Source organism: Thauera carbonicopians (assembly GCF_025699485.1).
In the GTDB taxonomy this organism is placed as follows: domain Bacteria; phylum Pseudomonadota; class Gammaproteobacteria; order Burkholderiales; family Rhodocyclaceae; genus Thauera.
The window spans coordinates 218705-239285 of the sequence record NZ_JANUXN010000001.1; the positions used below are offsets into that span (position 1 = coordinate 218705).

The window sequence follows — 20581 nt, forward strand, 5'->3', positions numbered from 1 at the left end:
TCAGAACGTGTACTTCATGTTGACCGAGACCCGGCGCGGCTCGCCATAGGTAACGGAGTTGCTCCAACTGTTTTCGTAGTATTTCTTGTCGAACAGGTTGTAGACATTGAACTGCACCGCCAGTGGCTTGCTGATCTGGTAGCGTGCCATCAGGTTGATCAGCGCATAGGCTGACTGGCCGACATCTTCCGCATTGCCGGTCACCGGGTTGATGCGGATGTGCGGCATATCGCCCTGCCAGTCCACACCCCCACCGATACTCCAGCCTGAAAGCGCGCCGGTCAGTTCGTATTTGGTGAACAACTTGAGCATCCGTGTCGGGAAACGCGTCGAAACACGCTGGCCGTCTGGATTGCGAGCGAGAAACTGAGCCCAGCTCAGGCCTATGTCCCACTGCGGATTGATCTGGCCCACTAGTTCCAGCTCGTAGCCTTCGGATACGATGCCCCTTTCACCGCGATATGCTTGTCCGCCCGTGCCGGGCACCTGTGCATCGCCGTCTGGCACGGCAAAGTTGTCCTGCTCGATACGAAACACTGCGGCGGATGCATTGAGCGCGCCCCCGAAGAACTCGCCTTTGAGGCCGGCTTCGTAACTATTCCCTTCCAGCGGATCGAGCGTTTTGCCACTGCGGTCGAGGGAACTCTGTGGCTGGAAGATGCTGGTGTAGCTGGCATAGGCGGTCAGCCAGTCGTTGAGGTCATAGAGCACACCGGCATACGGCGTGAACACGGCGGATTCGTTCAGTTCGGAAGTCGACGCGCCCCGTGCAGTGACATTGTCACGCTCATAGCGGGTCACGCGTACCCCGGCGATAATCTTGAGCGGATCAGCCGGATTCAGCCGCACGGCAGCATAACCAGCCGTCTGGGTCTGAAGCTCGGAGTTGCTGAAATACCGAGGGCCGTAGACCGGCTCGGGATAGTTGCCGTCCCACTGGTTGAAATTACCCACCGGCGCGGGAGAGCCAATCTGGTCAGGCATGTGCAAGGCGTATTTGGTGCGCGTATAGACAGTGCCTACCGTCATCTCGTGCGTACGCCCCAGCAGGTCGAACGGGCCGCTGGCCTGCACATTGAAGCGGCTTTGCCGCGCCGTCTTGTCATATAAAAGCGGAGAGGCACTCATGCCCAGGCCGGTTTCCCGATCAGGCCGGGCACTGCTGAACCACAGCAGATTGCTGATTTCATCGCTGTCGGTGTACTGTCCATCGACCTTGACCAACCAGCCATTGTCGAAGGCATGCTCCAGCGAGGCGAAAACGTTTTGCGTATGGATGTCCCACTGGTGCCATTTTGCAGCCGTGGTTGTGGAGCGGCTCCAGTGAGTGCGCGTGCCGTCTGCGTACCACATGGGCAAGCCGCCCCAATAAGTGCCATTACGATCGTCGCGTTGATCGCTGATACCCAGGCTGAGCCGGGTAGCACTGCCCAGGTCGGCGTCCAGCGCGAAGTAATACACGGCGGTTTGTCTTTCTTCAAAATCCATGAAACCGTTCTGGTTACGGTAGTTGATCACCGCGCGGCCCCGTAACGATCCCTCCTGGTTCAATGGTGTGCTCAAATCCACCATGCCGCCGTAACGGTCCCATGACCCCCCTTCCAGCGCAATGTGACCGGTGAAGATCTTGCTGTTAGCGTGCTTGCGTACCATATTGATCGACGCGCTCGGATTGCCGGCGCCTGACATCAATCCATTGGCGCCACGCACCACCTCGAAGCGATCATAAATCGCCGTACTGACGACGTCCGATTGAATACCCGATGCAATCACCGGGATGCCATCGACCTGAAAATTGGAAACGCCGAAGCCGCGTGCAAAGTATTCGCCACGGCCACGATCCTGAGCCTTGACTGCCACGCCAGGCATATTGCGCAGCACTTCGTTGAAATCCGTCAACGCCTGATCCTCGATGCGCTGGCTGGTGATGACGCTGACCGACTGCGGCGTCTCGCGCGGCGACAGGGCCAGCCCAGTGGCGGTGTTCGTGCTGTGCGTGGTGTAGCTGCCCGTGCCTTCGGTAGTGCCGCTGCGGTCGGCTCCGGCTGTCACTGTCATCGGCGTCAGCACGGTCTCTCCGCTCGCCGCCGGCAGTCTGTACAGGATATAGCTTCCATCCCCGCGTGCTTGTGCCGCCAGTCCGGTACCTTGCAGCAACCGGGCAAGGCCGCCGGCAAGGTCGTGGCTGCCCTGCAGACCGGGACTGCGTAGGCCGGTGGAGAGGCCGGTGGAAAAGCTCAGCGTGATGCCGGTCTCGTGGCCGAAGCGGTTCAGCGCCGCTTCCAGCGGACCGGCGGGGATGTCGTAGGTGCGCTGGATGGCGGCGTTGGCGGCGCCGGCCGGTTCGGCAGCGAGTGCCGGGACGAGCATGAGTTGGGCGACGGCCAGGGCCAGCAGGCTCAGGCGGGGCAGTGTGCGGTGGGGCATCGGGTTTCCTCGGGGGGTGGTGAAAAATGTGGCTTCACCTGACTTGTCCCGCGAGAAGCAAAAGTAGACCACCCCGAGTGGCGCGGAGCGTGATCGTGCGCGGCTCAGGCGGCGGGGTGCACCGTGACCCAGTAGCGCGTGAGGAAGTGGATGCGCACCGGCAGGCTGGCGCGCAGGACGTCGAGGATGCGGTCGGTGTCGTCCAGCCGGTAGGTGCCGGAGACGCGCCAGTCGGCGATTTCCGGCGCGCAGGCGAGGCGGCCGTGGCGGTGCCGGCCGACTTCGGCGAGGAAGTCGGCGAGCCGCATGTTGCTGGCGACCAGGATGCCGTCGCGCCAGGCGACGGTGTTTGCGTCGGCGGTCCGCGGCGCTTCGGCCAGGCCGGGGGCGAAGCGCAGTTGCTGGCCGGCCTGCACGGTGGCGCGCGGCGCGGTGTCCCCGCGGTGCAGGACGGCGACGGCGCCTTCGAAGACTGCGAGGTGACCGGCGTCCGACAGCACCCGCACCGCAAAGCGGGTGCCGAGCGGGTGCAGCGTGCCGTAGCGGGTGAGGACGAGGAAGGGGCGCCGGGCTTCGTCCGGCGCGGTACGGATGAGGATTTCGCCGCGGTGCAGGGTCAGTTGGCGTACCTGGCCGTCGAAGCGGACGTCCAGTGCGCTGTCGCTGTTGATCGCCAGTTCGCTGCCGTCGGCCAGTTCCAGCGTGCGGCGCTCGCCGACGCCGGTACGCAGGTCGGCCAGCAGGCCGGTGCTGCGGCGGCCGTGCCCGCTGTTCAGCCACAGGCCGCCGATGGAGCCGGCGGCAAGCAGGGCAATGAGCAGGTCGCGGCGTTGGCGGCGGCGGGGGGCGAGCAACGCCTTGCGCACGGGCGGTGCGTTGTCGGCCACTTGATGCAAGCGGGCGTTGACGTGCTGGATGTGTTCCCAGGCCCGGCGGTGTTCGGGGTGTTCGGCCAGCCAGGCTTCGAAGGCCTGGCGAGGCGCTTCGGCGTCGCCGTCTTCCTGGAGTTCGAACAGCCACTCCACCGCGCGGCGGGCGGTCTCCGGATCGAAGTCGGCGGACGGCTGTGGCGTGGCGACGGGCATGTCAGGCCTTCTGCCGGGCAGGACGTGCAAGGCCGGCATTTCTCGAAGGCCGTGGGCGTGGCAGGTGTTTCATGTCAGCCGGCATCGAGGGCGAAGTAGCACAGGGCGCCGGCCCGTGTCAGGTGACGTTTGACAGTGGTCACCGAGACACCGAGTTCCGCAGCGATCTGGGCCTGGTTGAGGCCGTCGAGCTGCGACAGCAGGAAGGCGCGGCGCACTTCGCCGGGCAGCGTTGATAGCAGGGCGTCGATCTCGATCAGCGTGGAGAGGATCACCTGCCGCTCTTCGGGCGAGGGGGCCAGTGCTTCAGGCTGCAGGGCGAGTGCTTCGAGGTAGGCCTTCTCCAGATATTCGCGCCGCCAGTGGTTCGACAGCACGCGCTGCGCGACGGTGGTCAGGAAGGCGCGTGGTTCCTGGATGGCGATGGGCTCGTCGCGCGCGAGCAGGCGTAGGAAGGTGTCGTGCGCCAGGTCGGCGGCGCGGTGGGAGCAGCCGAGCTTTCTTCGCAGCCAGCCGTGCAGCCACTTGTGGTGATCGGTGTATAGCGCGGCGACGTCGGGGGCGGCAGGCACGGCAGGCTCCGGGAAACGATAAGGAAGCGCTAACAGGCTGAACTGCGTGGACTGAACCTGTTATCGATAATCGTTCCCATTTTCTGTCGCGTGCGTCAGAGAGGTCAATGTTGTCTATTCCGTCGCTGCGAGACACGGCACCCGAGCGGGCACCGTGCCGGCAGGCCGCTCAGTTGGCGCTGCCCTGCAGCAGCTTGATGATGCTCGAAAAGTCCAGTCCGCCGTTGCCGGCACGGCTGTGCGTGGCGTACAGCGACTCGGCCAGGCTACCCAGCGGCACCGGCGTGCGCTGGGCAATGGCTGCTTCCAACGCGAGGCCGAGGTCCTTCAGCATCAGGTCGGTGCCGAAGCCGCCGCTGTAGCCGCGCGAGGCGGGCGCGGCTTCCATCACGCCGGGCACCGGGTTGTACTTTTCCAGCACCCAGTTGCCGCCGGAGCTGACCTTCATGATGCCGGCCAGCACCGCCGGGTCCAGGCCGAGCGACTGGCCCAGCGACAGGGCCTCGCTGGTGCCGACCATCAGGATGCCGAGCAGCATGTTGTTGCACAGCTTGGCCGACTGCCCGGCACCGGCAGCGCCGGCATGGAAGACGTTCTGGCCCATGTGGCGCAGGATGGGTTCGGCGCGGGCGAGGTCGTCCGCCGCGCCGCCGACCATGAAGGTCAGCGTGCCGGCGGCAGCGCCGGCGGTGCCGCCGGAGACCGGCGCGTCCAGCACCGCAATACCGGCGGCCTGGCCGGCCGCGGCCAGCTTCTGCGCGCTGGCCGGGGCGATGGTGCTGCAGTCGATCAGCAGCGTGCCGGCGGGCAGGGCGGTCAGCAGACCGGGTTCGCTGCCGTTACCGAGGAACAAGCCTTCGACGTGGCGGCTGGCGGGCAGCATGCTGATCACCACGCCCGCGCCTTCGGCCGCGGCGCGTGCGGAGTCGGCGACGGAGGCGCCGTGCTCGGCGACCCGCGCGCAGGCGGTGGCGTCGAGGTCGAAGGCCTTCACTTGCAGGCCAGCCTTGGCGAGGTTGATGGCCATCGGTCCGCCCATGTTGCCGAGGCCGATGAAGGCGATGTGTTTGTCTGTCATGCTGGTGTCTCCTCCTGCTTGAATTGTGGTCTGGCGGGGGCCTCGCGCTTCAGCCCAGGTCGGCCAGCGGATGCGGGCCGCTGTAGCGCGGGGCGAAGTGGTCTGCGATCGCGGTCTCATCGACCTCGGCCAGCGAGGCGTAGCGCCAGCGCGGGCTGCGGTCCTTGTCGATCAGCAGCGCACGCACGCCTTCGGCGAAGTCGTGGTGGGCGGTGGCGGCGACCGAGACGTGGTATTCGGTGCGGAACACCTCGGCCAGCGACATGTGGCGAGTCCTTTGCCACAGCTCCCACGACAGCCGTGCCGAACTCGGCGCGCCGCGCACGAAAGTCTTGCTTGCGTTGGCGAGCCAGGGGTCGGCATCGTCGACCAGCGCGGCAATCCGGCTGGCGATGTCTTCCAGGCCGTCGTGGCCGATCAATGCCTCGATGCGGTCGTAATGGGCACGCAACGGCGAGTCCGGCACTGCTGTGGATTCGGCCAGGCGGTCGAGCAGGGCGCCCAGGCGGGCGTGGTTGGCGGAGTTGCCGGCCGCATCCGGTGCTTCCCAGCGGGTGTCGGCGAGCAGCGCCGGCAGTTGCGCACGCTGGGCGTCGTCGATGATGAAGTCGGCCAGCCCGGCGAAGCGGGCGTCGGCGGCGTTGATCGGTACGCCGGTCAGCGCCAGGAACAGCCCGCTGCGGCCCGGCATGTGGCGCAGGAACCAACTGCCGCCGACGTCCGGGTACAGACCGATGGTGATCTCCGGCATCGCCATGCGGGTGGTGGGGGTGGAGACACGGTGCGAGGCGCCGGCCATCAGGCCGATGCCGCCGCCCATGACGATGCCCTGGCCCCAGCACAGCACCGGCTTGGGGTAGGTGTGGATGCGGTGGTCGAGCCGGTATTCGCGCTCGAAGAAGTCCTTCGCCGCTTGCGGCGCCTGGCCGGCGGGCATGGCCTTGATGGCGTGGTAGAGCGCGGCGACGTCGCCGCCGGCGCAGAAGGCCTTCTCCAGTGAGCCGTCGAGCAGCACGCCGACGATGGCAGGGTCGGCCGCCCAGGCGTCGAGCTGCGGCGCGAGGCGGTCGATCATCTCCAGCGACAGGGCGTTGAGGCTCCTGGGCGCGTTCAGTGTGGCATGGCCGAAGCGCCGGCCGCAGGCGGTATCGAATTCACGCAGGAGCACGCAGTCGTTCATGTTGCTGTCGTCCATCGCTGCCCCTCAGGCGTTGCGCCACTGCGGCGCGCGCTTTTCGAGGAAGGCGGTGACGCCTTCGCGCTGGTCGGCGGAGTCGAACAGCTCGACGAATTCCGCGCGCTCCTCGGGCAAGGCCTGGCTCGGCGGCGTGTTGCGGGCGGCCTGGATCAGGCGCTTGCAGGCAGCCACGCTGGTGGGGCTCTGCTTTTCGACGGCGTGGGCTAGTTCCAGCGCGCGCTCCAGCGCCTCGCCGCGGCCGGTGACTTCTTCCACCAGGCGGATGCGCAGCGCAGTCGCGGCGTCCAGGCGCTCGCCGCACAGGATCAGGCGCTTGGCCCAGCCTTCGCCGGCCAGCCAGGACAGCCACTGGGTGCCGCCGGCGCAGGGCAGCAGGCCGACGGCGGCTTCGGGCAGCGCCAGCACCGCCTGTTCCTCGGCGATGCGCAGGTCGCAGGCCAGCGCGCATTCCAGCCCGCCGCCCATGGCATAGCCGTTGATCGCGGCGATCGACACGCCGCGGAAGGCCGACAGCGTTTCGAAGGCGAGGCCGAAATAGTGCGCCATGCCAGCTGCCACCGCCTTGTCGCCGCTGGCGAAGAGCTTGAGATCCGCGCCGGCGGAGAAGAACTTCTCGCCCTGGCCGGTGACCACCAGACTGTATATCTCGCGATCGGCGTTCAGTAGGCCGACGACCTCGACCAGGGCCGCGAGGCTCTCCTGCGTCCAGGTGTTGGCCGGCGGGTTGTCCAGCGTCAGGATGGCGGTGTGGCCCTGTTTTTCCAGTACCAGGCCGGGATAGGTGTGGGTGCTCATCGTGTGGTCTCCGTTGTGTGTTCCGCGAGCATGCGGCGGGCGATGATGACGCGCATGATCTCGTTCGTTCCTTCCAGGATCTGGTGCACCCGTGAGTCGCGCAGGTAGCGTTCCAGCGGGTATTCGCGGATATAGCCGTAGCCGCCATGGATCTGCAGCGCCTCGTTGCACACCGAGAAACCCAAGTCGGTCGCCAGGCGCTTGGCCATCGCGCAGCACATCGTCGCGTCGGCGGCGCCGGCGTCGAGCTTGCTGGCGGCCAGCCGCACCATCTGGCGCGCAGCGACCAGTTCGGTGGCCATGTCGGCGATCTTGAACTGCAGCGCCTGGAAATCGGCCAGCGGGCGGCCGAACTGGCGGCGTTCATGCAGGTAGGCGAGTGCGGCGTCGAGCGCGCCCTGCGCGGCGCCGACCGAGCAGGTGGCGATGTTGATGCGGCCGCCGTCCAGGCCCTTCATGGCGATGGCGAAGCCTTCGCCTTCCTCGCCCAGCAAGTGGCTTGCCGGCACGCGCACGCCGTCGAAGGCGATGCTGCGCGTGGGCTGGCTGTTCCAGCCCATCTTGTGTTCCTTCTTGCCGTATTCGATGCCGGGGCTGTCGGCAGCGACGAGGAAGGCAGAGATGCCTTTCGGTCCGGCTTCGCCGGTGCGTGCCATCACCACCAGTGCGTCGGTGGCGCCGGCGCCGGAGATGAAGGCCTTGGCGCCGTCGAGCACGTAGTGCTCGCCTTCCTTCCGCGCGCGGGTGCTGAGCGCGCCGGCGTCGGAGCCGGCGCCGGGTTCGGTCAGGCAGTACGAACCCAACAGCTCGCCGCTGGCCAGGCGCGGTCCCCATTCGGCGGCCACTTCAGGCTTGGCGAAGCGCGTCACCATCCAGGCCGCCATGTTGTGGATGGTCAGGTAGGCGGTGGTCGAAGGGCAGGCCGCGGCCAGCTCCTCGAACACGATGCTGGCGTCCAGCCGGGGCAGGCCGAGGCCGCCGTATTTCTCCAGCGCGTACAGGCCGCAGAAACCCAGCTCGCCTGCGCGGCGAAGTGCCTCGACCGGAAAGATGCTTTCAGCGTCCCATTGCGCGGCGTGCGGCGCGAATTCACGCTGGGCGAATTCGCGCGCAGTGTCGCGGAAGGCACGCTGGTCTTCGGAGAGTTCGAAGTCCATGGGCGATGCTCCCGGCCGGCTTATTTGAGGCTGATGGTGGTGTTGACCGGGGCGACGACGCCGTCGTCGAACCAGCGCGCGGTGACGGTCTTGGTCTGGGTGTAGAACAGGATCACCTGCTGGCCGTAGGGGCCGAGGTCGCCCAGCTTGGAGGCGCGCGAGCCGGTGAAGGAGAACAGCGGCACCGGCACCGGGATGGGCACGTTGATGCCCACCTGGCCGACGTCGATGTCTTCCTGGAACTTGCGTGCGGCGGCGCCCGACTGGGTGAACACGCCGGTGCCGTTGCCGTTCGGGTTGGCGTTGATCAGAGAGATGGCTTCGTCCAGGGTATCGACTGCCATCGTGCACAGTACCGGGCCGAAGATCTCCTCGTCGTAGATGCGCATGCCGGGCTTGACGCCGGAGAACAGCGTGGGCGCGACGAAGTTGCCGTCGGCGTAGCCGGGCACGTCCGGGTTGCGGCCGTCCAGTTCCAGCGTGGCGCCTTCCTTCACGCCGGCTTCGATCAGCTCCAGGATACGGGCCTTGGCCGCGCGCGAGATCACCGGGCCGACGTCGGTGCCGGCTTCGTGGCCGGCATTGACCTTCAGCGCGCGGGCGCGCTCGGCCAGCTCCGGCAGCCAGTTCGCGGCTTCACCGACGAACACCACCACCGACGAGGCCATGCAGCGCTGGCCGGCGGCGCCGAAGCCGGCGCCGGCCAGCGCGTTGAGGGTCTGCTCCTTGTGCGCGTCGGGCAGCACGACGACGTGGTTCTTGGCCCCCATCATGCACTGCGCGCGCTTGCCGGCGAGGCTGGCGCGGTTGTAGACGTGGGTGCCGACACGGGTCGAACCGACGAAGGACACCGCCTTGATGTCCGGGTGGTCGCAGATGCCGTTGACCACATCGACCGCGCCATGCACGACGTTGAGCACGCCCGGCGGGATGCCGGCCTCGATCGCCAGCTCGACCAGGCGCATCGTGGACAGCGGATCCTGCTCCGAGGGCTTGAGCACGAAGGTGTTGCCGCAGGCGATCGCCATCGGGAACATCCACAGCGGGATCATCGCCGGGAAGTTGAACGGGGTGATGCCGGCGCAGACGCCGATCGGCTGCAGCAGGGTGTAGGTATCGACGCCGCTGGCGACGTTGTTGGCCAGTCCACCCAGTTGCAGCGTGCCGATGTTGGCGGCGTGCTCGACCACTTCCAGGCCGCGGAAGACGTCGCCCTCGGCGTCGGGCAGGGTCTTGCCCTGTTCGGCGGTCAGGATCGCCGCCACTTCCTTCATGTTTTCGCGGATCAGTTGCTGGTACTTCAGGAAGATGCGTGCGCGGGCGCCGATGGGGGTTTTCTTCCAGCTCGCGAAGGCCTTCTTCGCCGCGGCCACGGCGGCGTCCAGCTCTTCCGCGGTCGCCAGCGGCACGCGGGCCAGCACCTGCTGGGTGGCGGGGTTGACCACGTCACGCCATTCGGTGGTGCGCGATTCGACGAATTCGCCGTCGATCAGCAGTTTGACGGTGGGGATGGTGCTGCTTCGGCTCGTATTCATGGGTGTCTCCTTCCTGTTCTCGTAGCGGCTGCGCGAACATGCCTGCCGCGTTCGAATGCATCGTATTTACATGCCTTGAAATCATCAATAAGCTATTGATGTGAAAGAGAAATAATGTAAATAAATTCGCAATGGAAAGCGTGGAATTGCGAATCATGTGAACGAGGAGGCTAGGTCTTGAACCACAAGCTGTTCATCGGCGCCCGCCTGCGCCGCCTGCGTGAGCAGGCCGGCTTGAACCAGGCAGCGATGGCTGCCCGGCTGGGTATTTCGCTGAGCTATGTCTGCCAGCTGGAGAACAACCAGCGCCCGGTCAGTGCCACCGTGCTGCTGAAGCTGGTCGAGGCTTTCGGCTGCGAAGTGAGCGACTTTTCGGAAGAGCAGGACCGGCGCCTGCTTGGCGAGTTGAAGGATGTATTCCGCGATCGCCTGCTGGCCAGCGAGGGCGTGAGCCAGGCGCAACTGGTGCGCATGGTCGAGCAGGTGCCCGAGCTGGCCAGTGCCTTCGTCGGCCTGGCCCGGCGCCACCAGCGGCTACAGGACGAATATGCGCAGTTGGCCGACCGCTTGCACGGCGACCAGTTGCCGACGCTGCTCGCACCTTTGCCGCACGAAGAGGTGCGTGATTTCTTCAACCGGCGCGACAATCACATCGAGTCGCTGGACACCCTGGCCGAAGAGCAGGCGAGCAGGGGAGAGCTGGTGCCGGGCGAGCGTGCCGCGGCCCTGCGCAGGATGCTGCATGACGAGCATGGCATCGAGGTCGAAGGGCTCGGCAACACCGCTGCAGACGGCATGCTGCGGCGTTTCGATGCACGCCGCCGCCGCCTCGCGGTGGCGGCGCACCTGTCGGACGCCCAGCAGGCTTTCCAGATCGCCACCCAGCTGGCGCTGATCGCACACCGTGACGTCATCGAGGCGGAGATTGCCGCCGCCGGTTTTTCCGATGTGCAGACCAGCGCCCTGGCACGTCAGGGGCTGGCGCATTATTTTGCCGGCGCGCTGCTGCTGCCTTACGTTGATTTTCTTGCTGCGGCGCGCGGCACGCGCTACGACATCGAGGCACTGCAGCGGCGTTTCCACGTCGGCTTCGAAACGGTCTGCCATCGCCTGTCTACGCTTCAGCGAAGCGGTGCCCGCGGCGTGCCCTTCTACCTGGTGCGGGTGGACCAGGCCGGCAACATCTCCAAGCGCCAGAGCGCGACCGCTTTCCACTTCGCCCGTCACGGCGGTGCCTGCCCGCTGTGGCATGTGCACGATGCCTTCACTCAGCCGGGGCGCATCCTCACCCAGGTGGCAGAGATGCCCGACGGCACGCGCTTCTTCGGCATCGCCCGCAGCATCGGGCGCGGCGGCGGCGGCTGGCGGGTGCCGCGCAAGTCCTTCGCCATCGGCCTGGGCTGCGAACTGAGCCATGCCCGCGAACTGGTTTACGCCGACGGCGTCGAGCTTGCCGCAGCACACGAGGCAGTGCCGATCGGCCCGGGCTGCCGCGTCTGTCCGCGTGCCGACTGCGTGCAGCGCGCTTTCCCGCCGGCCGGCAAGCTGCTCGAAACCAGCGTCGACGCCGAGTTCCTGAGCTCCTACCGCTTCGAGGACGAGAGCAGAAAACACGGTGGCGACAGGATGGCAAGCGCGCGCGGATGAGTGTGCCGGTGCCGTATCCGGTCAGCCTGACGATCGTTTCTGCATAGGGTTAAACATTGGCAAAAGATCTGAATGAGCCCTCTTATTGATGCATGTCAAATCAACATATAGTTGTTTTAATAAAAAATTCAACTACATTTAGTGCATCAAGGAGACGGAAATGCAGAACCCGCCCGAACCCGCCAGCGCGATCGGCGCACGCAGGGTGATCAAGCGCGACGGCCGTCGCACCGCTTTCGATGCCGGCAAGATCCGTTCCGCGCTGTGCCGTGCGGGCCGGGCCAGTGGCGAATACGGCGACGACGAAGCGGCCCGTCTCACCGAACGGGTGCTGCGCGTGCTCGCCCACCGCTTCGGCAAGCAGGCGGTCGGCATCGAGCAAATCCAGGACGTGGTCGAGGAAACGCTGATCGCCGACGGCCTCGCCGCCACCGCGCGCGCCTACATCGTCTACCGCGAACGGCACGCGGCGCTGCGTGGTGAGCGCAAGGTGCAGGTCGATGTCGAAAGCTCGGTCAATGAATATCTCACCCGCGCCGACTGGCGAGTCAATGCCAACGCCAACCAGGGCTACTCGCTCGGCGGGCTGATCCTCAACGTTTCCGGCAAGGTCACCGCCAACTACTGGCTGTCGCACGTCTATTCGCCCGAGGCCGGCGCCGCGCACCGCGAGGGCGACATCCACATCCACGACCTCGACATGCTGTCCGGCTACTGCGCCGGCTGGTCGCTGCGCACACTGCTGCACGAAGGCCTGAACGGCGTGCCGGGCAAGGTCGAGGCGGGGCCGCCCAGGCACATGTCGAGCGCGGTGGGGCAGATCGTGAACTTCCTCGGCACCATGCAGAACGAATGGGCGGGGGCGCAGGCCTTCTCGTCCTTCGATACCTACATGGCGCCCTTCGTGCGCAAGGACGGCATGGACTACGAGGAAGTGCGCCAGCACATCCAGGAACTGATCTACAACCTCAACGTGCCCTCGCGCTGGGGCACGCAGACGCCCTTCACCAACCTCACCTTCGACTGGACCTGCCCGGACGACCTGAAGGAGCAGATTCCGATCATCGCCGGCGAGGAAATGCCTTTCGCCTACGGCGAGCTGCAGGCCGAGATGGACATGATCAACCGCGCCTACATCGAGGTCATGTCGGCCGGCGACGCCAAGGGCAGGGTGTTCACCTTCCCTATCCCGACCTACAACATCACCCCGGACTTCCCGTGGGAGTCGGACAACGCCGCGCTGCTGTTCGACATGACGGCCAAGTACGGATTGCCGTACTTCCAGAACTTCGTGAACTCGGAACTGCAGCCCAACATGGTGCGCTCGATGTGCTGCCGGCTGCAGCTCGACCTGCGCGAACTGCTCAAGCGCGGCAACGGCCTGTTCGGCAGCGCCGAGCAGACCGGCAGCCTGGGCGTGGTCACGGTGAATTGCGCGCGCCTGGGCTACCTGCATCGCGGCGACGAGGCCGGCCTGTTCGCCCGCCTGGACCGCCTGCTGGAAATCGGCCGCGACAGCCTGGAGGTCAAGCGCAAGCTGATCCAGCGCCTGATCGACCAGGGCCTGTTCCCCTACACCAAGCGCTACCTCGGCACGCTGCGCAACCACTTCTCCACGCTGGGCGTGAACGGCATCAACGAGATGATCCGCAACTTCAGCGCGGACACCGAGGACGTCACCACCGAATGGGGCCACGCCTTCGCCGTGCGCCTGCTCGACCATGTGCGTGCCCGCATGACCGCCTTCCAGGAAGAAACCGGGCATATGTACAACCTGGAAGCCACCCCGGCGGAAGGTACGACCTACCGCTTCGCCCGCGAGGACAAGAAACGCTGGCCGGACATCCTGCAGGCCGGCACCACCGAGCAGCCGTACTACACCAACTCCTCGCAACTGCCTGCCGGCTTCACCGACGACCCCTTCGAGGCCCTGGCCCGGCAGGAGGCGCTGCAGCGCAAATACACCGGCGGCACCGTGCTGCACCTCTACATGGGCGAGCGCCTGTCCAGCGGCGAAGCCTGCAAACGGCTGGTACGGCGCGCGCTGGAGAACTTCCGCCTGCCCTACATCACCGTGACGCCGACTTTCTCGATCTGCCCGGCGCACGGCTACCTGGCCGGCGAACACGTCTTCTGCCCGAAATGCGACGAAGAGCGCCTGGCCGCCAAGCGGGCGCGGCTCGCGGCCTGACATCCCATTTTTTCCACGAGGAGGACACCATGAACATGCACACCGCCACCGAAACCCGCCATCTCGCCGACACCATCACCCTCAGCGACGACGAGCGCCAACCTTGCGAAGTCTGGACCCGCGTCATGGGCTACCACCGCCCGGTCGCCAGCTTCAATACCGGCAAGAAAGGCGAGCACGCCGAACGCCGCTTCTTCGCCGAAAACCGCTGCAGCCTCGCCGGCTGAAGCGGGCATCCCCATGTCCAGTTTGCGCGTCGGCGGCTTCGTGCCGCTGACCACCATCGACTTTCCCGGCCGGCTGGCCGCCGTGGTGTTCTGCCAGGGTTGTCCGTGGCGTTGCAGCTACTGCCACAATCCGCAGTTGATCCCGGCGGATGCGGAAGCGGAGCGCCCCTGGCAGGCGGTGCTGGATTTCCTCGAACGCCGCCGCGGCCTGCTCGATGGCGTGGTGTTCTCCGGCGGCGAGCCGACCCTGCAGGCCGCACTGCCCCAGGCCCTGCGTGACGTGCGCGCGCTCGGTTTCGAGACCGCGCTGCACACCGCCGGCATGTACCCTGAACGCCTCGCCGCGGTGCTGCCGCTGCTCGACTGGGTGGGGCTGGACATCAAGGGCCCGGCCGAACACTACGACGCGATCACCGCCACGCCCGGCAGTGCAGGCGTGGTGCAGCGTTCGCTGGAGCTGCTGCTGGCCAGCGGCGTCGACCATGAATGCCGAACGACCTGGCATGCCGGCCTGTTCGGCAGGGACGAACTGGACCGCCTCGGCGCCGGACTCGTGCAGCGCGGAGTACGACGCTGGAAGGTGCAGCCCTGCCGCGTCGAAGGCCGGCAAGCAGTGACCGATGCATCGGCGTTCGAATGTGAGTCTGGATGAGTTCTGGGTACCGGAAAACCACCACGCATGGCACGGCGAGAAGGTTGCGATCGGCGTCCAGGCGATGATGTTCCTGGCCGACCAGAAGCTCGAACTGATCGATACCGTGTTCGACTTCAGTGGGGCTGTCGGCCTGCCGACGACGCTGGCGGACATCGGCCTGGGCGGCGTCAGCGACGAGCAGCGGTTGATCGCTGCGACTGCGGCGAGTGCACCGGGCGAGACGATCCACAACGAGCCGGCCGAGATTACGCCGCAGCGGGTGCTGGCGGCGCTGAAGGTGGCGGATGTCGAAGGGCGGCGGCGCAAGGCCTTGCGCGGTGCCTGACAAGGGGAGAGGGGCGCGGCCGGGCGCGGCTCGCCGTGTCCGGCCGGTTTTGCTCTGAGCCGCAGCCGGATGTTTAGGCCGCCAGCGGCACGGCCGCTACGGTGTGCGCTCCTTGCCGGCGCATGTCGGCATAGGTGCGCCATGCATGTCCGGCCTGTGCTTCGTCATGCCGCGAGAGGGCGGCATGCAGGGATGGTGCGATGCGGGTGAAGCATTCGGCGTCGCGATCGCCGAAAGCAGGTCCAAGCGCCAGCCTGAGCTTTTCGCGCAGGCGGGTGGCGGCGTCGGCGGCATAGCGGTTGCCGGCGCTTTCGAACAGGAGCGTATAGTCCATCGGGCCGTCGGCCGGGCCGCGGCGGGCGGCTTCGCGCACGGCCCAGGCTTCCAGCAGCTCGATTACGCCGAACAGCGCATGCACGTCGCTGTGGGAAAACTCGGCCACGCAGCAGCCCCGACGCGGCTCCATCGCCACCAGGCCCTCGTGGGCCAGCACTTTCAATGCTTCGCGTACCGGCGTGCGGCTGACGCCATAGCCGCGCGCCAGGGCGATTTCATCCAGCGCGGCACCGGGCGGCAGTTCGTGGGCGAAGATGCGTTCGCGCAGCGAGTCGCCGATGGCTTCGTAGAGCGCCCGGGGGCGCAGCAGATCGTCGTGCATGGGTGTGCTCCTCCGTATGCTGGCACGTTCCGTGCGACCGCATCAGATGCTGGCCCCATTCCCGGGGCGAAGAGGGGGCCTTGCTCAGGTGTAGCGCTTTTCCAGCGCGTCCCACTCGGCCTTGCCGACCAGGCGCTGGCGCTCGGCGAAAGGCGTGACCAGGCCGCTCGATTCCTTGACTTCCTTTTCGTCGCGCAGCACGGTCAGCGCCTTCTGCATGCCGGCCACCGCGCCCTGCAGCGCGGCGTTGGCGTACAGCACGAAGCCGTAGCCCAGCTCGCCGAGTTCGGTAGCGTTGAAGATCGGCGTCTTGCCGCCGATCACCATGTTCATCAGTTGCGGTCTGGCGAGGCGCTGCGGCAGCGCGCGCACTTCTTCTTCCCTGGTCACGGCTTCGACGAACAGGATGTCGGCGCCGGCTTCGGCGAACTTCTGCGCGCGCTCGACGGCGGCCTCGAAGCCATGCACGGCGGCAGCGTCGGTGCGGGCCATGATGAGGAAATCGGCATCGCGGCGGGCGTCGGCGGCGGCCTTGATCTTGCCGACGGCTTCCTCGGTGCCGATCACGTCCTTGCCGTTGAAGTGGCCGCAGCGCTTGGGCGCGACCTGGTCTTCGAGCTGGATGCAGTCGGCGCCGGCGCGTTCCAGCGTGCGCACGGTGTGATAGACGTTGACCGCGTTGCCGAAGCCGGTGTCGGCATCGACCAGCAGCGGCAGTTCGACCGCGTCGCGGATGCGGGCGGTGTGGTCGGCGATCTCGGCCAGGCCCATGAAGCCCTGGTCGGGCATGCCGAACCACATGTTGGTGACGCCGGCGCCGGTGATGTAGATGGCTTCGAAGCCGAGGTCGGCGATCACGCGGGCAGACAAGGCGTTGAATGCGCCCGGCACGATCACACCGCGCTTGGCTTCGGCGAGGGCTCTCAGTTTCTTTCGGGTGGACATGAAGTCTCCTTGATTGTCGGGGGAATCAGAATGCGTCGTCGGGTACGCGCACCCAGCCTTCCATCAGCACGCGCGCGCTGCGGCTCATGATGGCCTTGGTGACCGTCCATTGACCGTCGACCAGCCTGGCTTCGGCGCCGACGCGCAAGGTGCCGGACGGGTGGCCGAAACGGACCGCCGCGCGCTCGCCGCCGCCGGCGGCGAGATTGACCAGCGTGCCGGGGACGGCGGCAGCGGTGCCGATGGCGACCGCTGCGGTGCCCATCATGGCGTGGTGCAGCTTGCCCATCGACAGCGCCCGCACCAGCAGGTCGACCTCGCCGGCCGCGATGGTCTTGCCGCTGGAGGTGATGTAGTCCTTGGGCGGGCAGACGAAGGCGATCTTGGGTGTGTGCTGGCGGGTGGTCGCTTCTTCCGGGGTCTTGATCAAGCCCATGCGCAGCGCGCCGGCGACCCGGATCTGCTCGAAGCGGGCGAGGGCTTCGGGGCTGCCGTTGATGTCCTCGCGCAGCTCGGTGCCCTCGTAGCCGATGTCCTCTGCATTGACGAAAATGGTCGGGATGCCGGCGCTGATCATCGTTGCCTTGAGGGTGCCCGCTTTTGCCACACTCTCCGGGACTTCGAGGTCGTCGATCAGCTTGCCGGTGGGGAACATCGAACCGCCCCCGTCACCCTCGGCGCCGTCGTCCGACGGGTCGAGGAATTCGAGCACGATCTCGGCGGCCGGGAACGTCACGCCGTCCAGCTCGAAGTCGCCGGTTTCCTGCACCTGGCCGTTGGTGATCGGCACATGGGCGATGATGGTCTTGCCGATGTTGGCCTGCCAGATGCGCACCGTGCAGATGCCGTTGTCGGGAATGAGCGCCGGGTCGACAAACCCCGCGTGGATGGCGAAGGCGCCTGCAGCAGTGGACAGGTTGCCGCAGTTGCCGGACCAATCCACGAAGGGCTTGTCGATCGAGACCTGGCCGTACAGGTAATCCACGTCGTGCTCCGGCCGGCTGCTCTTGGACAGGATCACGCACTTGCTGGTGCTGGAGGTGGCGCCGCCCATGCCGTCGATGTGCGCGGCGTAGGGGTCGGGGCTGCCGATCACGCGCATGAACAGCTTGTCGCGGGCCTCGCCCGGCGTCCGGCAGCGTTCGGGCAGGTCCTGCAGGCGGAAGAACACGCCCTTGCTGGTGCCGCCGCGCATGTAGGTGGCGGGAATCTTGACTTGCGCTGCGTGGGCCATGGTCGGGACTCCTGTCTGGCCGCATGGTGTTGCGGCAGAGTGGTTATGGATGCGGGGGAAGCGTGCAGCTTTTCCCGCTTATTGCTTGCTCAGACCGTTCCTGCGAGGAAGTCCTTGGCGAAGCGCTGCAGCACGCCGCCGGCTTCGTAGACCGAAACTTCCTCGTCCGAATCCAGCCGGCACGTGACGGGCACACGCTGAGTTTCGCCGTTGCGGCGGTGGATCACCAGCGTCAGCTCGGCACGCGGCTGCAGTTCGCCTTCGACGTCATAGGTTTCGGTGCCGTCGAGTTGCAGCGTCAGGCGGTTGGCGCCCGGCTTGAACTCCAGCGGCAGCACGCCCATGCCGATCAGGTTGGTGCGATGGATGCGTTCGAAGCCTTCGGCCACCACCGTCTCCACGCCGGCGAGGCGCACGCCCTTGGCGGCCCAGTCGCGGCTGGAGCCCTGGCCGTAGTCGGCGCCGGCGATGATGATCAGCGGCTGGCGGCGGTTCAGGTAGGTCTCGATCGCTTCCCACATGCGCATGACCTGGCCTTCCGGTTCGACGCGAGCCAGCGAGCCTTTCTTGACCTGGCCATCGACCACGGCCATTTCATTGACCAGTTGCGGGTTGGCAAAAGTCGCGCGCATCGCGGTCAGGTGGTCGCCGCGGTGGGTGGCGTAGGAGTTGAAGTCCTCTTCCGGCAGGCCCATCTTCGCCAGGTATTCGCCTGCGGCCGAATCCGCCAGGATGGCGTTGGATGGCGATAGGTGGTCGGTGGTGATGTTGTCCGGCAGGATCGCCAGCGGGCGCATGCCTTTCAGCGTGCGCGGATTGGCGGCCAGCGCGCCGACGCCTTCGGTGTCCCAATAGGGCGGGCGGCGGACGTAGGTCGACATCGGGCGCCAGTCGTACTGCGGAGTTGCTTTCTCGCCGTCGTCGCGGCGGATGGCGAACATCGGCTCATACACGGCGCGGAACTGCTCGGGCTTGACCGCCTTGGTCACGATCTCGTCGATTTCCTCGTCGCTCGGCCAGATGTCCTTCAGCCGGATCGGATTGCCATCGACGACGGCAAGCACGTCCTGCTCGATGTCGAAGCGCACCGTGCCGGCGATCGCATAGGCCACCACCAGCGGCGGCGAGGCCAGGAAAGCCTGCTTGGCGTAGGGGTGGATGCGGCCGTCGAAGTTGCGGTTGCCCGACAGCACGGCGGTGGCGTAGAGGTCACGGTCGATGATCTCCTGCTGGATCTTGGGATCGAGCGCGCCGCTCATGCCGTTGCAGGTGGTGCAGGCGAAGGCGACGATGCCGAAGCCGAGCTTTTCCAGGTCGCCGAGCAGGCCGGCTTCCTTCAGGTACAGCTCCACGGCCTTGGAGCCGGGCGCCAGCGAGCTTTTCACCCAAGGCTTGCGCGTCAGGCCGAGCTTGTTGGCGTTGCGCGCCAGCAGCGCGGCGGCGATGACGTTGCGCGGGTTGCTGGTGTTGGTGCAGGAAGTGATCGCGGCGATGATCACCGCGCCGTCGGGCATCAGGCCCCTGGCTTCTTCTTCCTTGCCGGCGGCCAGCTTGGCGGCGTCGGCAATGCCGCGCTCCTGCAGCGCCGACACCGGCAGGCGGCGATGCGGGTTCGACGGACCGGCCATGTTGCGCACCACGGTGGACAGATCGAACGTCAGCACGCGCTCGTACTCGGCGGTTTGCAGCGCGCTGCTCCAGATGCCGGCCTGCTTGGCGTAGGTCTCCACCAGCCTGACCTGTTCCGGGCTGCGGTCGGTCAGCTTGAGGTAGGCGATGGTCTGCTGGTCGATGAAGAACAGCGCGGCGGTGGCGCCGTACTCCGGGCACATGTTGGAGATCGTCGAGCGGTCGCCGATCGACAGGCTGTCCGCGCCTTCGCCGAAGAATTCGACGTAGGCGCCCACCACTTTCTCCTTGCGCAGGAATTCGGTCAGCGCCAGCGCGATGTCGGTGGCGGTGATGCCGGGCTGGCGCCTGCCGGTCAGCTTGACGCCGACGATGTCGGGCAGGCGCATCCACGACGCGCGGCCAAGCATCACGTTCTCGGCTTCCAGGCCGCCGACGCCGACGGCGATCACGCCCAGCGCATCGATGTGCGGGGTGTGGCTGTCGGTGCCCACACAGGTGTCGGGGAAGGCCACGCTCGTGTCGCCATCCTTCTGCACGTAGACCACCGGCGACATCTTCTCCAGATTGATCTGGTGCATGATGCCGTTGCCCGCGGGGATCACATCCACATTGGCGAAGGCCTTCTTCGTCCACTCGATGAAGTGGAAGCGGTCCTCGTTGCGGCGATCCTCGATCTCGCGGTTCTTGCGGAAGGCGTCGGGGTCGTAGCCGCCGCATTCCACCGCCAGCGAGTGGTCGACGATCAACTGCACCGGCACCACCGGGTTCACCGCCGCCGGGTCGCCGCCTTCCTTGGCGATGGCGTCGCGCAGGCCGGCGAGGTCGACCAGCGCGGTTTGGCCAAGGATGTCGTGGCAGACCACGCGCACCGGGAACCAGGGGAAGTCGATCTCGCGCTTGCGCTCGATCAACTGCGAAAGACAGGTGTCGATGATGGCCGGATCGGCCTTGCGCACGATGTTCTCGGCATGGATGCGGGCGGTGTACGGCAACTTGTCCCAGGCACCGGGCTGGATGGCATCGACCGCTGCGCGGGCGTCGAAATAGTCCAGCGAAGTGCCGGGCAGGGGTTTGCGATGGGCTGTATTCATGAGTGCGGGGCGGCCGGAGCCGGCTCGAAAGAAGTTGCGAGCGTCGATGCGGACGAAAAGGGCGCGGCGGGCAGTCCGCCGCACGCGCCGGGGCGCCGTATGTGGCGGCCGTGTTGCCTTGACAGGAGG

At 66.6% G+C, this 20581-nt stretch carries 17 protein-coding genes; 5 read left to right on the forward strand and 12 right to left on the reverse strand.

Annotation, left to right across the window (positions count from 1 at the left end):
• From NX068_RS01055 to NX068_RS01090, 8 genes are all read right to left on the reverse strand, one after another.
• Entirely contained in the window at positions 1-2427 is a 2427-nt protein-coding gene (locus tag NX068_RS01055) for a TonB-dependent siderophore receptor (RefSeq protein ID WP_263459433.1), read from the reverse strand.
• Positions 2428-2531: 104 nt separating this feature from the next.
• Complete coding sequence (locus NX068_RS01060; protein WP_263459434.1) at positions 2532-3512, reverse strand: FecR domain-containing protein; 981 nt, start codon at positions 3510-3512, stop codon at positions 2532-2534.
• Positions 3513-3586: 74 nt separating this feature from the next.
• Positions 3587-4084 carry a sigma-70 family RNA polymerase sigma factor gene (locus NX068_RS01065; RefSeq protein ID WP_263459435.1) on the reverse strand — a complete coding sequence of 166 codons (498 nt, stop codon included), beginning with the start codon at positions 4082-4084 and terminating at the stop codon, positions 3587-3589.
• Between the two features lie 169 nt (positions 4085-4253).
• Complete coding sequence (mmsB, locus tag NX068_RS01070; RefSeq protein ID WP_263459436.1) at positions 4254-5162, reverse strand: 3-hydroxyisobutyrate dehydrogenase; 909 nt, start codon at positions 5160-5162, stop codon at positions 4254-4256.
• Between the two features lie 49 nt (positions 5163-5211).
• Entirely contained in the window at positions 5212-6357 is a 1146-nt protein-coding gene (locus NX068_RS01075) for an enoyl-CoA hydratase/isomerase family protein (protein WP_263459437.1), read from the reverse strand.
• Between the two features lie 9 nt (positions 6358-6366).
• Positions 6367-7155 carry an enoyl-CoA hydratase gene (locus tag NX068_RS01080; protein WP_263459438.1) on the reverse strand — a complete coding sequence of 263 codons (789 nt, stop codon included), beginning with the start codon at positions 7153-7155 and terminating at the stop codon, positions 6367-6369.
• Positions 7152-8312: an acyl-CoA dehydrogenase family protein gene (locus NX068_RS01085; protein ID WP_263459439.1), complete on the reverse strand. Its 1161-nt coding sequence runs from the start codon at positions 8310-8312 to the stop codon at positions 7152-7154. Before NX068_RS01085 ends, NX068_RS01080 begins: the two co-directional genes overlap by 4 nt.
• A 20-nt stretch (positions 8313-8332) precedes the next feature.
• Positions 8333-9847 (reverse strand): CoA-acylating methylmalonate-semialdehyde dehydrogenase, encoded by a 1515-nt coding sequence (locus NX068_RS01090; protein ID WP_263459440.1) that lies wholly within the window; start codon positions 9845-9847, stop codon positions 8333-8335.
• A 177-nt stretch (positions 9848-10024) separates the two neighbouring features.
• Between NX068_RS01090 and NX068_RS01095 the strand changes: the two genes are divergently transcribed.
• The 5 genes from NX068_RS01095 to NX068_RS01115 all read left to right on the forward strand — a co-directional run bounded on the left by NX068_RS01095 (position 10025) and on the right by NX068_RS01115 (position 14892).
• On the forward strand, positions 10025-11494 hold the full coding sequence (locus NX068_RS01095) for a short-chain fatty acyl-CoA regulator family protein (RefSeq protein ID WP_263459441.1): 1470 nt from the start codon (positions 10025-10027) through the stop codon (positions 11492-11494).
• 160 nt (positions 11495-11654) lie between these two features.
• Entirely contained in the window at positions 11655-13685 is a 2031-nt protein-coding gene (locus NX068_RS01100) for a ribonucleoside triphosphate reductase (protein ID WP_263459442.1), read from the forward strand.
• A gap of 29 nt (positions 13686-13714) precedes the next feature.
• A complete protein-coding gene (gene nrdD, locus NX068_RS01105; protein WP_263459443.1) occupies positions 13715-13912 on the forward strand; it encodes an anaerobic ribonucleoside-triphosphate reductase in 198 nt (65 codons plus the stop codon).
• Between the two features lie 13 nt (positions 13913-13925).
• Entirely contained in the window at positions 13926-14564 is a 639-nt protein-coding gene (locus NX068_RS01110; RefSeq protein ID WP_263459444.1) for an anaerobic ribonucleoside-triphosphate reductase activating protein, read from the forward strand.
• Positions 14533-14892, forward strand: coding sequence for a dehydroquinate synthase/iron-containing alcohol dehydrogenase family protein (locus tag NX068_RS01115; protein WP_263459445.1), 360 nt, complete (start codon positions 14533-14535; stop codon positions 14890-14892). Before NX068_RS01110 ends, NX068_RS01115 begins: the two co-directional genes overlap by 32 nt.
• A 73-nt stretch (positions 14893-14965) precedes the next feature.
• Here the strand turns inward: NX068_RS01115 and NX068_RS01120 are convergent, their stop codons facing one another.
• The 4 genes from NX068_RS01120 to acnD form a co-directional block, all read right to left on the reverse strand.
• Positions 14966-15550, reverse strand: a complete 585-nt coding sequence (locus NX068_RS01120) for a GntR family transcriptional regulator (protein WP_263459446.1) — start codon at positions 15548-15550, stop codon at positions 14966-14968.
• A gap of 84 nt (positions 15551-15634) precedes the next feature.
• Complete coding sequence (locus tag NX068_RS01125; protein WP_263459447.1) at positions 15635-16495, reverse strand: isocitrate lyase/PEP mutase family protein; 861 nt, start codon at positions 16493-16495, stop codon at positions 15635-15637.
• 25 nt (positions 16496-16520) lie between these two features.
• Positions 16521-17729, reverse strand: a complete 1209-nt coding sequence (prpF, locus tag NX068_RS01130) for a 2-methylaconitate cis-trans isomerase PrpF (protein ID WP_263459448.1) — start codon at positions 17727-17729, stop codon at positions 16521-16523.
• 89 nt (positions 17730-17818) lie between these two features.
• Positions 17819-20452, reverse strand: a complete 2634-nt coding sequence (acnD, locus tag NX068_RS01135) for a Fe/S-dependent 2-methylisocitrate dehydratase AcnD (protein WP_263459449.1) — start codon at positions 20450-20452, stop codon at positions 17819-17821.
• Positions 20453-20581 lie beyond the last annotated feature (129 nt).